Origin of the sequence: Acetobacter sp. DmW_136, from assembly GCF_008690365.1 — a bacterium.
GTDB classification, from domain to species: domain Bacteria; phylum Pseudomonadota; class Alphaproteobacteria; order Acetobacterales; family Acetobacteraceae; genus Acetobacter; species Acetobacter oryzifermentans.
Genome location: NZ_VHON01000036.1, coordinates 25373 through 39930 on the forward strand (window position 1 = coordinate 25373; position 14558 = coordinate 39930).

At 52.9% G+C, this 14558-nt stretch carries 12 protein-coding genes; 7 read left to right on the forward strand and 5 right to left on the reverse strand.

Annotated elements, in window-relative coordinates; genetic code table 11:
- Positions 1 to 6: 6 nt before the first annotated feature.
- Both FKW31_RS11805 and FKW31_RS11810 read right to left on the reverse strand, forming a co-directional pair.
- On the reverse strand, positions 7 to 1020 hold the full coding sequence (locus FKW31_RS11805) for a hypothetical protein (RefSeq protein ID WP_006115940.1): 1014 nt from the start codon (positions 1018 to 1020) through the stop codon (positions 7 to 9).
- A gap of 138 nt (positions 1021 to 1158) precedes the next feature.
- Positions 1159 to 1839, reverse strand: a complete 681-nt coding sequence (locus FKW31_RS11810; RefSeq protein ID WP_006115939.1) for an ATP-dependent Clp protease proteolytic subunit — start codon at positions 1837 to 1839, stop codon at positions 1159 to 1161.
- A gap of 46 nt (positions 1840 to 1885) precedes the next feature.
- Between FKW31_RS11810 and FKW31_RS11815 the strand changes: the two genes are divergently transcribed.
- The 5 genes from FKW31_RS11815 (at position 1886) to recJ (ending at position 8635) form a co-directional block, all read left to right on the forward strand.
- Positions 1886 to 3052 (forward strand): hypothetical protein, encoded by a 1167-nt coding sequence (locus FKW31_RS11815; RefSeq protein ID WP_150178624.1) that lies wholly within the window; start codon positions 1886 to 1888, stop codon positions 3050 to 3052.
- Between the two features lie 139 nt (positions 3053 to 3191).
- A complete protein-coding gene (locus FKW31_RS11820) occupies positions 3192 to 4424 on the forward strand; it encodes an LL-diaminopimelate aminotransferase (protein WP_035353357.1) in 1233 nt (410 codons plus the stop codon).
- Positions 4421 to 5734, forward strand: coding sequence for a homoserine dehydrogenase (locus FKW31_RS11825; RefSeq protein WP_150178625.1), 1314 nt, complete (start codon positions 4421 to 4423; stop codon positions 5732 to 5734). The genes FKW31_RS11820 and FKW31_RS11825 overlap by 4 nt, the downstream gene beginning before the upstream one ends.
- Positions 5735 to 5787: 53 nt before the next feature.
- Positions 5788 to 6786: a class II fructose-bisphosphatase gene (glpX, locus tag FKW31_RS11830; protein ID WP_006115935.1), complete on the forward strand. Its 999-nt coding sequence runs from the start codon at positions 5788 to 5790 to the stop codon at positions 6784 to 6786.
- 16 nt (positions 6787 to 6802) lie between these two features.
- The gene (gene recJ, locus FKW31_RS11835) at positions 6803 to 8635 is read left to right on the forward strand and encodes a single-stranded-DNA-specific exonuclease RecJ (RefSeq protein ID WP_150178648.1); all 1833 of its coding nucleotides are present in this window, start codon (positions 6803 to 6805) and stop codon (positions 8633 to 8635) included.
- 90 nt (positions 8636 to 8725) lie between these two features.
- Here recJ and rpoH read toward each other — a convergent pair whose 3' ends face one another.
- Both rpoH and FKW31_RS11845 read right to left on the reverse strand, forming a co-directional pair.
- A complete protein-coding gene (gene rpoH, locus FKW31_RS11840) occupies positions 8726 to 9685 on the reverse strand; it encodes an RNA polymerase sigma factor RpoH (protein WP_006115933.1) in 960 nt (319 codons plus the stop codon).
- A 249-nt stretch (positions 9686 to 9934) separates the two neighbouring features.
- Positions 9935 to 10948, reverse strand: coding sequence for an RluA family pseudouridine synthase (locus FKW31_RS11845; protein ID WP_193562075.1), 1014 nt, complete (start codon positions 10946 to 10948; stop codon positions 9935 to 9937).
- 47 nt (positions 10949 to 10995) lie between these two features.
- On the opposite strand from FKW31_RS11845, the gene FKW31_RS11850 reads away from it, so the two are divergent.
- Entirely contained in the window at positions 10996 to 12114 is a 1119-nt protein-coding gene (locus tag FKW31_RS11850; RefSeq protein WP_166443404.1) for an iron ABC transporter permease, read from the forward strand.
- Positions 12111 to 12923 (forward strand): ABC transporter ATP-binding protein, encoded by an 813-nt coding sequence (locus FKW31_RS11855; protein ID WP_150178627.1) that lies wholly within the window; start codon positions 12111 to 12113, stop codon positions 12921 to 12923. Before FKW31_RS11850 ends, FKW31_RS11855 begins: the two co-directional genes overlap by 4 nt.
- A 7-nt stretch (positions 12924 to 12930) precedes the next feature.
- On the opposite strand, the gene FKW31_RS11860 is transcribed toward FKW31_RS11855, so the two are convergent.
- A complete protein-coding gene (locus FKW31_RS11860) occupies positions 12931 to 14394 on the reverse strand; it encodes a YdiU family protein (protein WP_150178628.1) in 1464 nt (487 codons plus the stop codon).
- Positions 14395 to 14558 lie beyond the last annotated feature (164 nt).

The following is a 14558-nucleotide window of genomic DNA, read 5'->3' on the forward strand; positions in this document are numbered from 1 at the left end:
AACAGATTAAGCTGCTGTTTTACGATTTGCCTTGAAAACACCGCTAGCAAATTCCCAGCACCGCCCAACATCACGAATAACGCGTGCAATGGCAGGCGTGGTTGTTGGGCGCAGCAGGCGTGGATCATAGCCGGAAAAACGCCGGTCATCCTCATCCAGACAAAGCTGCATGAAATCAGGCAGATTGATCTGAATGTTGGTAACTTCCTTGGTGCCAGTTACCGTAAAATTGTTGTCCTGCGTATGTACCTGGCCGTTATCATCCACCGTGCGCACAAGAGACAAGCGCTCGTAGCCAAGGAATGCCCAAACAGCCAGAACCTTCAGCTCAAAGTAAGGCCGACGCCACCAGGGCATAACAGCCCGGTTCCATGCCAACCAGTTGGCAAACAGAAGAATATGGCGGCATTCCTCCTGCATGATAGGTTCAAACGTGTCTGTCAGTTCAGGCGGAAAATAGCCAGAACGCTTGGCCAGTTCGAACATGCCAAAGGCAAAAAAACTGTCCGCACATTCAGAAAAACCTGTCACCAGATACGCCCACTCAACATCCTTGGGCTCAACGTAAGGAGGTTCCGGCGCCATAGGGATATCATAGGCTGCCACCATTTTGGACAGCACTTCCTTATGCCGGTTTTCCTCCCACGCATTGCGGGAGATGGCATCCTTCATATCCGGGTCTGTAACCAGATTAGCATAAGCAGCCATGCGCAGGCGCGCTTTGCCTTCCGTCTGCACGGCGATATCCCAGATAGGCAGGGACGTTATGCGCTTGAGCGTTTCCGGGTCCAATTTAGGCCAATTGATAACGGATGGCCTGTAAGGATTAAACGTCTCGCGGAACATTTCCGCCAAGGCATGTTTATGCGCCTCAGACCCCGGCGTAAGCGGCCCTTTTACGGGGCTTACCCAATGGCGGGCACGATAATCAGCCTCTTCCACTGCAGCCTCATTGGGCGGCGGAGGCAAATCATCCATGCTTTCAGGCAGATGAGAATAGATATCGCTCAGAGAACCCATGTGAGGAACCTGTTTTCTAGGGATCTTGCCTCATACGACACCCAACCTTTTGGGCAGACATTCTGGCAGATCCAGTAACGCAAACGCGCCTGCCTCGCCCAATCCAAAGTTGGAAATGCGAAGCAGGCGCGATGTGTATTAGTGCAGATCAGATAGCTTTGAAATGATCTTGGTCACTAAGCCGTAATCAATCGCTTCCTTGGCAGACATCCAATAGTTGCGATCCGTATCTTTTGCGACTTTTTCATAGCTATGGCCGGTTTCTTTAGCGAAAATCCGGTTTAGCCGTTCACGCATCTTGATAATTTCACGCGCTTCAATGTCGATATCCGTTGCCGGACCACGCACGCCACCCATCGGCTGATGCAGCAAAAAGCGTGTATTGGGTAAGCAGAATCGGCGCTCTTTATGCCCGGCGGCAAAAATCAGCGCACCAGCAGATGCCACCCAGCCTGTGCCAATCATGTTGATCGGGGCAATCGAATCGACAAAGCGGATCATGTCATGGATTGTGTCACCACTTTCCACATGCCCACCGGGAGAATTGACATAGACATCAATCGGCTGGTCAGATTCACCAGCCAGCGCCAAAAGGCGGCCCGTTACATCGCGGGCGATTTTATCATCAATTCCGCCAAAAATCAGCACTTTCCGCTGCTTGAACAACTTGTGTTCCAGTTCGCCATGCGGGGCGCCGGCTGTTTTTTCTTCTGCCTTCTCCGGGGCTGCCGGAGTTTCCGGTTCGTCATCCATCTTGATGGCGTTACGGGGGAAAATGCCCGTCATTGCTTTCTCCGCATGTTCTGTATCTGTGTACATTCTCTTATCCTGCGCTGCCTAAGGCTGCCTGCCAAGGGGCAATCATGTGCTGTCTCGCCAGCCGGGACGGAAAAGGGTAAGGTGCGCTCTGTCTTACTGTCTGGTTTCCATTAGTCGGAGTATCCGCGCTGCCATGCCGCAACCCAGCTTAGAACACAAGCGGACACCCCGCAGCGCCATAGGTCTAAATGCTGTACGGCTTGGAGTGCTCATGGCTTCTGGTGCGCTTCTTCTTGGCGGATGCAGCCCCCATAAGGATGCCGTTGATGGCACGCTTTCTTGGGTGCAGCATATGCGCGGTGGGGTTATTGCTTCTCAACGCCCCCCGCCGCCCGGTATTTACGATCCCTACCCGCATGTTGGCCTTACCCCCACACAAGCGCCGGAAATGCCCTCCCCCCAAGATCGCGCGCTGGTAACTCAAGGGCTGATTCGTGAGCGCAATCTGGCTTACCGGACAGTCGCTGCCAATGGCAGCATTATCCCCAATATTCCGCCTCCGCCTTCTGCTACAGCACAGCCTCCGGCAAAAGCGGCCCCTTCTGCTGCGTCCTCCCCCCAGCAAAATGGCGCGGCACAAGATGGCTCTCAACAGGCCAGCCTGCCAGAAGGCGTAAGTGGTGCCATTATGGATGCCGCGGATTCCTCACCAAACCAAAATACGCAAAACGCTGCCTCCCCAACCGGCAAGGCATCTTCCACGGATAGCCACGCTAACAAGGCGCAGGATAAAACGGCAGAAGCCGAACCAGAAGTTGGCATGCCAGCAGTGCGCCCAAAAGCCGCACAAACAGAAATACCGGCCTCTGATATTCCGCAGATTCCAGATGGCCCTCCCACAGCCCCATCTTTTCCGGGCTTTGATGTGCCTTCCGATGCGCATGTGCCAGATACCATCAAGCCAAACTATGATCTGGTTGATGTGAAAGGCACTTCTTTCCATTTTGTGCCACAGTCAGATGTGCTGTCCAGCGGGCAGGAAAATACGCTCAGCAAACTCAAAGCGGATCACCCTAATGGGCCATTCTTTATCCGTGGGTTTGGTAATGCCCTTTCATTAAGCGCGCAGGATCAGTCTGATGCTGTAAAACTTGGGATTTTGCGGGCTCAACGTTTGGCAACAGCACTGGTAAATCTTGGCGTGCCTTCCTCCAGCATTCATGTACGGGGGGATGCCTTTGGCACAGGTGCCAAAGTGGCGACCAGCCCCTGAAACTCACTTACAAAAGTGTCATTCCAGCATTTTGGGCAGAGTGAGGAGTTGCCTGTTCTGCTCTGACGATTACTATGCTTCTTCCCACAAACCTGCGGGGGGTTCCTTACCCCCTGTTTCTTTAGAGCATTAAAAACCCATGACTGAAGAATTCCATCGCATCCGCCGTCTGCCGCCTTATGTATTTGCCTCGGTAAACCAGGCCAAGGCAGCAGCCCGCGCGCGGGGCGAGGATATTATTGACCTCGGCATGGGCAATCCAGATACCCCCACCCCGCAGCACATTGTTAATAAACTACTGGAAACGGTGCAGGATCCTCGTACCCACCGTTATTCTGTTAGTCGCGGTATTCCGGGGCTACGCAAGGCTGTTGCTGGGTATTATGAACGTCGCTTTCACGTTGGGCTGGACCCGGACAAGGAAGTGATTGTCACACTGGGCTCCAAGGAAGGGTTAGCCAATCTGGCTTCCGCTATTACCAGCCCGGGGGACACCATTTTGGTGCCTAACCCCTCCTACCCCATTCATCAGTTTGGCTTTATTATTGCCGGGGCTTCCATCCGCTCCATTCCGGCAACGCCGGATGAAAACATGCTGCGCGCGCTAGAGCGGGCTGTACGCCATTCCGTGCCCAAGCCCACCGCGTTGATTGTAAACTTTCCGTCCAACCCAACGGCCTATCTGGCTGATTTGGATTTTTATAAGGAATTGGTTGCTTTCTGCCGCAAGGAAGAAATATGGATTCTGTCTGATCTGGCATATGCTGAAATCTATTTTGGTGATCTTGTGCCTCCTTCCATTTTGGCCGTGCCGGGCGCGAAAGATATTGCTGTAGAATTCACATCTCTTTCCAAAACCTATTCCATGGCTGGGTGGCGCGTAGGCTTTGCTGCGGGTAATGAGCGCCTAATTGCAGCACTTACCCGCATTAAATCTTATCTGGATTATGGTGCCTTCACGCCTATTCAGGTAGCTGCTGTAACCGCCCTTAACGGCCCGCAGGACTGTGTGGCTGACTTGCGTGCTCTTTATAAAGACCGGCGCGATGTGCTGATTCGCGGCCTACACGGAGCTGGATGGGATGTTCCTTCTCCAGAAGGTTCCATGTTTGCTTGGGCCCCTATTCCTGAGCCGTTCCGTGAAATGGGCAGTGTTGCCTTTTCCAAACTCCTTCTGGAAGAAGCTGGCGTGGCTGTGGCTCCTGGCCTTGGCTTTGGTGAATATGGTGATGACCATGTTCGTATTGGGTTGGTTGAAAACACCCAGCGCCTGCGTCAGGCCCTGCGTTCCATTCGTGGGTTCCTGTCTGCGCATGGTATCTCGCCATCTTCTTCTTCCTCTACCAAAAAGCCGGAGCCTGTTGCACCGTGACATCCTGTTCCAATTCTTCTCCTCTTCGTCTTGGTATTGCCGGTCTGGGCACGGTTGGCGCTGGCGTTATTCGCCTGCTGCGTATGAATGCAGATCTGCTGAGCGCCCGCGCAGGCCGCAAACTGGAAGTGGTGGCCGTAAGCGCTCGAGACCGCACGCGCGACCGCGGCATAGATGTTTCCACGTTACATTGGCATGATAACTCGCTGGATCTGGTTTCAGACCCAGATGTGGATGTTGTTGTAGAGTTGATTGGTGGAAGCGAAGGCCCGGCCCGTGCGCTGGTAGAAAAAGCGCTGGCTGCTGGCAAACCAGTTGTAACCGCCAATAAAGCTCTTCTTGCTGTTCACGGCTCCGCCCTTGCCAAGCTTAGTGCAGACAACAACGCTCCCCTGTTGTTTGAAGCCGCCGTAGCAGGCGGCATCCCTGCCATTAAAACAGTGCGAGAAGGCTTGGCCGCAGACAAATTCCTGCATGTTGGCGGCATCCTGAACGGCACGTGCAACTATATTCTTACCGTAATGCGTGAAACGGGTAAGGATTTCGATCTGGTGCTGAAAGATGCACAGGATCTGGGATATGCAGAAGCCGACCCTTCCACCGATATTGACGGCATAGATGCAGCCCACAAACTGACAATTCTGGCAGGCTTGGCTTTTGGTCGCCCAGTAGCATTTGATTCCGTGCAGGTAGAAGGCATCCGCCAAATTGGCGCCATTGACTTTGCTTTTGCTCGCACCCTTGGCTACCGCATCAAACTTCTGGGCCTTGCCCGGCTGACAGATGCAGGCCTGCAAGCGCGTGTTGCACCTTGCCTGCTGCCACACAACGCACCTATTGCGCAGGTGGATGGCGTGTTTAACGCCGTTGTAGCTGAAGGTGAATTTGTTGGCCGTATCATGCTGGAAGGCCGCGGTGCCGGTGCTGGCCCAACAGCCTGTGCCGTAACCGCGGATCTGATTGATATTGCCCGTGGCCACACCATTCCGGTATGGGGCGTGCAGGCCAGTGCAGAACCTGCATTGCGCGCTTGCCCTGCTGGCACCGGAGCAGGCGCTTTCTATCTCCGCCTCATGGTAGAAGACCGCCCCGGCGTTATTGCAGACATTACAGCTGTCTTGCGTGATTGCGGTGTTTCCTTGCGCAGCATGCTTCAGCATCCTGCGGAAAATGAGACAACACCGTATGTTCCGCTTGTTCTGGTTACGCATCAGACATCAGAAGCCGCCATGCAGGATGCCATCACCAAAATAGATGCATTGAGCGTGGTGACGGACAGCCCTGTGATGATTCGGATCGAAACAGCCTGATTCTAGCCACCTTTTCCGGTATCATAGACTTTTAAGCAAGGATCCTGTTTCTGATGTCTGATTCCATAGGCCCCTCTCCTTTTGTTGTTTCTGACCGCAATCTGGCGCTTGAGCTGGTGCGTGTCACGGAAGCCGCTGCTCTGGCTTCCGCCCGGTGGACAGGGCGTGGCCGCAAAAACGATGCGGATGGCGCTGCCGTAGAAGCCATGCGCACAGCATTTGATACCGTAGCCATTGATGGCATGGTGGTGATTGGTGAGGGGGAAATGGATGAAGCCCCCATGCTTTATATTGGTGAAAAAGTAGGCTCTGGCGGCCCCGGCATGGATATTGCCGTGGACCCGCTAGAAGGCACCAATCTTTGCGCCAAAGATATGCCAAATGCCATTACCGTGGTGGCACTGGCAGAACGTGGTAACTTCCTGCATGCGCCAGATATTTATATGGACAAGATTGTGGTTGGCCCCAATCTGCCCGAAGGTGTTGTTGATCTGGATAATTCCATTGAAAACAACCTGAAAAATCTGGCCAAAGCCAAAGGCAAAAGTGTTCAGGATCTTCTGCTCTGCACACTTGACCGGGAACGGCATGAAGAAATGATTGCCCGTGCCCGTGCTGCCGGTGCGCGTGTGCGCCTGCTGACAGATGGCGATGTGGCTGGCGGAATTGCCGCCTGCCTTGATACCAGTCAGGTTGATATTTATGTAGGCTCTGGCGGTGCACCTGAAGGTGTGTTGACTGCGGCTGCCATTCGCTGCGTAGAAGGGCAAATGCAAGGACGGCTGCTGTTTGAAGATGAAGGACAGCGTGAACGCGCCCGCAAAATGAACCCTGGCAAAGACCCCGATCGCAAGCTGGGCCTGCATGATCTGGCTGCTGGCTCTGTGCTGTTTTCTGCCACGGGGGTAACCACTGGCACGTTGCTGCGTGGTGTTCGGCAGTTGCCGCATCAGGCCATTACGCATTCTCTGGTTATGCGTTCCAAATCTGGAACGGTGCGCTTTATTGAAGGCCACCATAATTTCAAAACCAAAACATGGGCTCCGCAATAAACAGCTCTGAATTGTGATGCAAAGCAGCACCTTGCAACTTACCGAACAACCAGAAGAAACTTCCACGCCTGCTGTATTAGGGGTGGAAGCCAGCTTTGTTGGGCGGCGTTGGGTTTGGCGTGCCGGGGCAGAAGATCCTGCCCTGATGCGTCTGGGGGCTGCTTTGGCTCAACAACTGGGTATTCCAGAAATTGTTGGCCGTCTGCTGGCCATGCGCCAGATTACCCCGGATCAAGCCCCTCATTTTCTGGAACCCAAGTTGCGGGCACTTATGCCCGATCCTTCCACTCTCACGGATATGGATAAGGCTGCTGCCCGCATGGCAAAAGCTGTCCAGAATCGTGAAGTAATTGGGATTTTTGGTGATTATGACGTGGATGGTGCCTGCGCCTCCGCCATTCTTGCCTCTTTTTTTGAAGAACTCGGCTGCACTGTTCATACCCATATTCCAGACAGAATGACCGAAGGATATGGCCCTAACGTAGCCGCACTGGATAATTTGGTGGCGCAGGGCGCTTCCATATTGATTTGTGTGGATTGCGGCACCGCTTCAGCAGATATTTTGTGTCAGATGACAGACAAAGCCGATGTGATTGTGCTGGACCATCACAAATCGGAAGATGCCCTTCCCCCTATTCTGGCAACGGTCAACCCTAATCGGCCAGACTGCCCCTCTGGCCTGCATCATATTTGCGCAGCAGCCCTTGCCTTTCTTGCCGCAGTTGCCACTACGAGAGATCTGAGGCGTGCAGACTGGTTTACAGCAAACCAGCCTCCGCCCGATCTTATGCGCCAGCTTGATCTGGTGGCTTTGGCAACGGTTTGTGATGTTATGCCACTGCATGGGCTTAACCGTGCGTTTGTAACGCAAGGGCTTAAAATTATGGCCCGCCGCCAACGTACTGGCCTGAATGCACTTATGGAAATTGCTGGCGTTACCAAAGCGCCAGATGCTTTTTCCTGCGGCTTTGCGTTAGGGCCTCGTATTAATGCGGGTGGCCGTATTGCAGAAGCAGCCTTAGGCCTCCGCCTACTGCGTTGCCCAGATAACTTTGAAGCACGCCAGATGGCCGAACGTCTGGATGCTGTAAACCGTCGTCGGCAAGGTGTTGAGGCCGATATTCTGGATCTTGCCATGCAACAGGCAGAAGCTCAGAAAAAAGCCGGACACGCTGTTATCATGCTAGCGGGGAAAGATTGGCATCCCGGTGTTGTCGGTATTGTAGCGGGGCGTATTAAGGAACGGTTCAATCGCCCGGCCCTTGTAGGCGCAGAACAAGAAGATGGCACGATTAAAGGTTCTGGCCGCTCTGTTCCCGGCTTAGATCTTGGCACCGTGATTATTGCAGCCCGTCAGGCAGGTATGTTGAAAACCGGCGGGGGCCATGCCATGGCTGCTGGTTTCTCCCTTACAGCAGATAAGCTGGAAGAATTTCATACCTTTCTAGATACTCGGTTGGCGCAGGCTGCCACGCTTCCAGAAAAAGTGCCGCTTACAGTAGATGCGGTGGTGGCCATTTCTGGCGCCACGGCTGAATTAGCACAAGACATGGGTGCCCTTGCGCCGTTTGGTGCTGGAAACCCAGAACCTCTGCTGGCCATACCACGCGTAACAGTTATACGTGCAGATCGCATTGGCCGCGATGGCAATACGCTGCGTCTGCTTTTAAAGGGTGAAAATAACGGCCGGTTGAAAGCGCTTCTGTTCCGCGCGCATGAAAACCCACTCGCGGCCAAACTGGAAGATACAACACGCCCGGCCCTGCATCTTGCAGGGTATTTGCGGGCAGAAAGCTGGAACGGCAGAACAGACGCCACATTTTTCATTCAAGACGCTGCGGCTGCCTGATCGTAAGCATTCCCTTATACGCTCAAACAAATATAAGCATCTTGGCGTTTCCTGCCTGCATGGTCTGCAATTAGGAAACGCCAAAGCTTATTACGTATTCTGGGAGGTTTCTTCGCGCCGGGCCTGAACTTCCTTCTTCATGGCCGCCTGCACTTTTTCAAACGCACGCACCTCAATCTGGCGCACCCGCTCACGCGAGATACCATATTCGTGCGCCAGTTCTTCTAACGTTGAGGGATCATCCTTTAACCGGCGTTCCGTAAAAATCCGGCGTTCACGTTCGTTCAGGTTTTCCATGGCGGAAGAAAGCAGCGCTTTACGGCCAGAAAGTTCCTCATTCTCAGCGTAAACGTCTTCCTGATTGGTGTGATCATCAACCAGCCGGTCTTGCCATTCACTATCCTGATCGGCCCGCATGGGTGCATTCAGGCTATGGTCTGGGGCTGCCATGCGGCGGTTCATATCCACCACATCCTGTTCAGAAACACCCAGTGTTGTAGCAATCTTGTTCACCTGCTCTGGCTTCAGATCACCATCATCAATAGCCTGCATCTGCCCTTTCAGGCGACGCAGATTGAAGAACAGCTTTTTCTGAGCCGCAGTGGTGCCCATTTTCACCAAAGACCAACTATGCAGGATGTATTCCTGAATGGCTGCACGAATCCACCACATGGCATATGTGGCCAAGCGGAACCCTTTTTCTGGATCAAATCGCTTTACGGCCTGCATCATGCCAATATTGCCTTCACTAATCAGTTCATTGATTGGCAGGCCATAACCACGGTAACCCATGGCAATTTTTGCAACCAAACGCAGATGAGAGGTTACAAGCTGATGCGCGGCTTTAACGTCTCCTTTATCGCGCCACAGACGTGAAAGGCTGAGTTCCTCTTCTGGTGTGAGGAGAGGATATTTGCGGATTTCCTGAAGGTACCTTGAAAGATTGTTTTCAGGCCCAACATTGATAACGGAAGATACCATGTGCTGACTACTCCCCTGAACTGGAAACTCCCTTGAATGCTTTGGGTTCCCGTAACGCCCGCAATGCATTCATAAAAAGAGGCAAGATCCAGTCATGCGATGGACAGATGTCTTAACCCTCAATTCCTCTGCCCTCCGTATGAGCGGCAAACTGAAAAGAGGCTCTCCCACCAGTTCGGCTACGGTTTCCAAGGCCTAGTAGGTGCAATAGGGTGCGCTGGAAAAAGCACATGTGTCAAGAATTCTAAGATGCATGGCAGAAGACAGCCATATTTCTGGACCTGTGCAGTCCTGTTTCTCGTTTCCGAATCGAAAAACCTATTCCTGATCAGCCTTCAAGCTGCGTTCCAATGCCTGCATATCTTCCGGCATAGGGGTTTCAAACAACAATTTTTCACCCGTTCTGGGATGTATAAACCCTAACCGCGCGGCATGAAGAGCTTGGCGCGGAAAGTCCAGAGCAGCAGCACGGGCCGCAGAAGACAGCACACGAGAGGCTGCGGGAATCCGACGCAGATACAGCGGGTCACCTATCAAAGGGTGTCCGTTCGCAGAAAAATGCACACGGATCTGGTGTGTGCGCCCTGTGGCCAACTTGCAGGCCACAAGGGCAGCCCCCGTGCCAAAAGCCTGCAACGTGCGGTAATGTGTGAGCGCCCATTTTCCGCCTTTGGGGGTAAGCGCCATGCGCTTGCGGTCTCGCTTATCGCGCCCGATTGCCCCTTCAAAATCTCCCTCCGCCGGATTGGGTAGCCCCCAGCAAAAGGCCAAGTAGGCACGGTCTATCCGACGAGCGGCAAAATCTTCTGACAAGGCTTGATGTGCCATCTCTGTTTTAGCTGCCACCATAACGCCAGAGGTATCTTTATCCAGCCGATGCACAATACCCGGGCGGCGTTCTCCCCCAATACCTTTCAGGCTTTCACCACAATGGGCAATCAGGCCATTAACCAGCGTGCCTGTCTCATTCCCCGGCGCAGGATGCACCACAAGGCCTGCGGGCTTATCCAGCACAATCAGATCATCATCTTCATACAAAACGGTAAAAGAAATATCCTCCCCTTGCGGCACTGCGGGGGCTGCGGGCGGAATGGTCAATTCCACTTTCATGCCAGCACGAGCTATGGCTGCCGGTTCTCTTATACACACGCCATCACACTTAAGGTGCCCTTCTTCAATCAGGCTTTTAATGCGTGAGCGTGAAAGCGTTTCCATTATAGCTGCCAGAAAACGGTCAATCCGTTCTCCTGCCTGCTCTGGCGTTACTGTAAAGGAGAAGGATGTTTCCTTTACGGGCAAAGATGGATCATAACCATTTTGCATTATAACCATCTGTGCCAACACCTATCCGTTTTTCGAGTTTCATGCAGAAGGAAAAGATGAAAACGCACAAAGCCTTTTCCACTGCACACCGTCAAGCACAGGATACTATGCCGGGTCTCAAGAACACGCTGCCAGACCTTACTGCTGTGCAAGTTACATATCGTGCCAGCATCTATAAACGGCTGTTTATCCTTGGTTGTCTGGCTGTTGGGGTTGTGCTTTCACTTGGTGCCAATTTTCTGGTTGGGCCTGCTCATCTCTCTCCAACCCTCTTTTTGCATACACTGTTCAATTCAGCATCTGTACCGCAGCAAACTGCCATTATTGTATGGCAAATTCGGATGCCTTATGCCCTCATGGCTGCCTGCATAGGTGGCGCTCTGGGCTTGGCAGGTGCAGAAATGCAGACAGTTCTGGCCAATCCATTAGCCAGCCCATTTACATTAGGTGTTTCCGCTGCCGGAGCGTTTGGAGCTTCTTTAGCTATTGTTTTGCAATGGCACATTACAGGCGTGCCCGATAACTGGCTGGTAGCAGGGTGTGCCTTTGTGTTCTCGGTCTTCTCCGTTTTTGCATTGGATATGCTAACACGCTTCCGACAAGCCGATACCAGCACGGTTATTCTTTGTGGGGTTGCACTTGTTTTTTCGTTTCAGGCGCTTGTTGCTCTTATGCAATTTGTTGCCAGTGAAGATACGCTGCAAGATCTGGTTTTCTGGACACTCGGCAGCCTCAGCCGCGCTACATGGGCCTCTTTAGCTTTGTTGGCTGGCAGTCTGGTTCTTATTTTCCCACTCTCTTTGCGCTCTGCTGGAAGGCTGACTCTTTTAAGAATGGGAGAAGAACGCGCCGCCAGTCTTGGGGTGGATGTTCCGCGGCTGCGCCGAGCAACCCTTTTACGTATCAGTTTTTTATGCGCTCTTTCCGTTGCTTTTGTGGGAGTGATCGGGTTTGTGGGATTAGTAGCCCCACATATTGCACGCAGACTGGTGGGAGAAGATCATCATTTCAGCCTACCCGGCAGCTTATTCACCGGCGCGCTTATTTTGTCTGTTTCTTCTTTGGTTGCGCGTATTTTGGTGCCGGGCATTGTGGTGCCTCTTGGTATTATTACCTCACTGGTGGGCATTCCATTCTTTCTGGCCATTATCCTTAAACAGCGGCCAATGGTATGACAGCAGGCAAATATTCCTCTGGCCTGATAGCACAAAATCTCACCGTCCATTATGGACGCAATACGGTGCTGGATGATCTAACAACACCTCGCTTTCCACATGGGCGTATCTGTGCCCTGCTGGGGCCAAATGGCAGCGGCAAATCCACCTTGTTACGCGCCATGAGTGGCCTATTACCTGCTCAAGGCACTATTGCGCTGGATGGTCTTCAGCTTACCAGCATGCGTTTGCCTGAACGTTCCCAACACTGCCTGTATCTTCCGCAAGCCCTACCCGCACCTGTTAATATCACTGCGCTAGAAGCTATGCTGGCTGCAAAACGTGTTATGCCCAACAAGCAAGGGCAACGTTTTACTGATGCCCCAAATGAAGAAGATATTGAGGTTTCACTAAGCCTTTTGAAGCAATTTAATATTGCCCATCTGGCATTGCGAAAATTGAATGAGCTTTCCGGCGGTCAACGTCAGCTCATTGGTCTGGCTCAGGCTCTTGGCCGCCAACCGCAGGCTTTGTTGCTGGATGAACCACTTAGTGCGCTGGATCTGCATTATCAGTATGCTGTTACAAAACTACTCACGCAGATCACGCGTGCAAACAACCTTGTTACAGTGATGGTGCTACATGATCTGAACATCGCGTTAAACTTGTGCGACCTGGTTTGTGTGCTGCACGAAGGCCGTATTATTGCCTCCGGCCCTCCAGCGGAGGTTTTAACTCCAGCATTGTTACGCACTGTGTACCGCGTAGCAGCACGCATTGAAACCACAGCCGATAACCACCGCTTTATCGTCATTACCGGTTGCGTATAAGCGGCGATTACGTGCCACAGAATGTATATCTTACGCGCTCTTCAGGCTGGGGTGGTTGCGCATACCGCGCCATATCTGCCTGCTCTGCATAAGGTGATGCGGTAAGGCGCAGCATTTCCTCAAACAGCGTATAATCATCATTATTTACAGCAGTGCCGATCATGGACTCTATCAGATGGTTGCGCGGGATATAACACGGGTTTACGCGGCGCATATTCTCTGCCCGTATCGCTGGTGCATCTTCCGCTTCCTGCGTTAAGCGCTGCCGCCATTGATGCAGCCAGGGCTGCATACCCTCTAACGTATCGGGCACATACTCACCCGCTATCACACGCTCATCACTCAAACTGCGGAAGGTATTGGTGAAATCAGCCTGATGCTCCTGCATCTGAGCAAACAAAGTATGGAAGAATGTTTCATCCTTGGCTTGCTGTGTTTTTAAACCAAGTTTTGCACGCAATCCCGCAAAATATGCGCCATGGAACAGTCCACCAAATTGCTCAAGCGCCTGCCCGGCCAAGGCCACGCCTTCATCTTCATCCTCAGAAAGAAGTGGCAACAAGGCTTCCGCCAAGCGCGTAAGATTCCACAAGGCGATTGTTGGCTGATTGGTAAAGGCGTAACGCCCGCGCTCATCAATAAAACTGAACACGGTATTGGGGTCATACTGATCCATAAAAGCGCAGGGACCATAATCTATGGTTTCCCCTGATACGGCCATATTATCCGTATTCATTACACCATGAATAAACCCAACCAGCATCCACTGCGCGATAAGCTTGGCTTGAGCCGCAATAACCTGCTGAAGAAACTCCAGATACGGCGCTGGGCCTTGTGCTACCTGCGGGTAATGCCGGGCAATGGCAAAATCCGCCAAAATCCGCAGCCCTGCCAAATCCTGCCGCGATGCAAAATACTGAAACGTGCCAACCCGGATATGGCTGGAAGCCACACGTGCCAGAACAGCCCCAGGCAACATGGTTTCACGTAAAACAGCCATGCCTGTTTTTACGGCAGCCAACGCACGAGTTGTGGGAATACCTAAGGCGTGCATGGCCTCACTGACCACATATTCACGCAACACAGGCCCCAGCACAGCGCGGCCATCCCCCCTGCGTGAAAACGGTGTAGGGCCAGAACCTTTAAGCTGCACTTCCCACACATGGCCCTGAGCGTCCTGCACATCCCCCAGCAACAAGGCGCGCCCATCGCCCAAATGCGGATTAAAGCTGCCAAACTGATGCCCCGCATACGCCGTGGAAAGTGGATCCACACCTTCTGGCATTGCACTGCCAGATAACATAGCCACGCCCTGCGGGCTGGCCAGCCATTGTGCATCCAGCCCAAGTTGTTCTGCCAAGGCGTAATTCAACCGGATCAGCTTGGGATCTGGCGCAGGAGAAAGAGGCGCGCTGGCATAAAACCGCTCTGGCAATGCTGCATAGCTTTGTTGGAAAGGAAGTGGTGCCATAACGCATTTCTCCGGAAAAAGACGGAAGTGCCCAGGTGGCCCGATAACAGCCTGCCTTGCCGAAAACAGCCACCTATTCCGCCAGATGCAAAACCGCCCTACGGGACATGCCTGTCTGGCTCTCTGGCACATAAAGCATGAACATGATAGGAAAAGCCCCATCA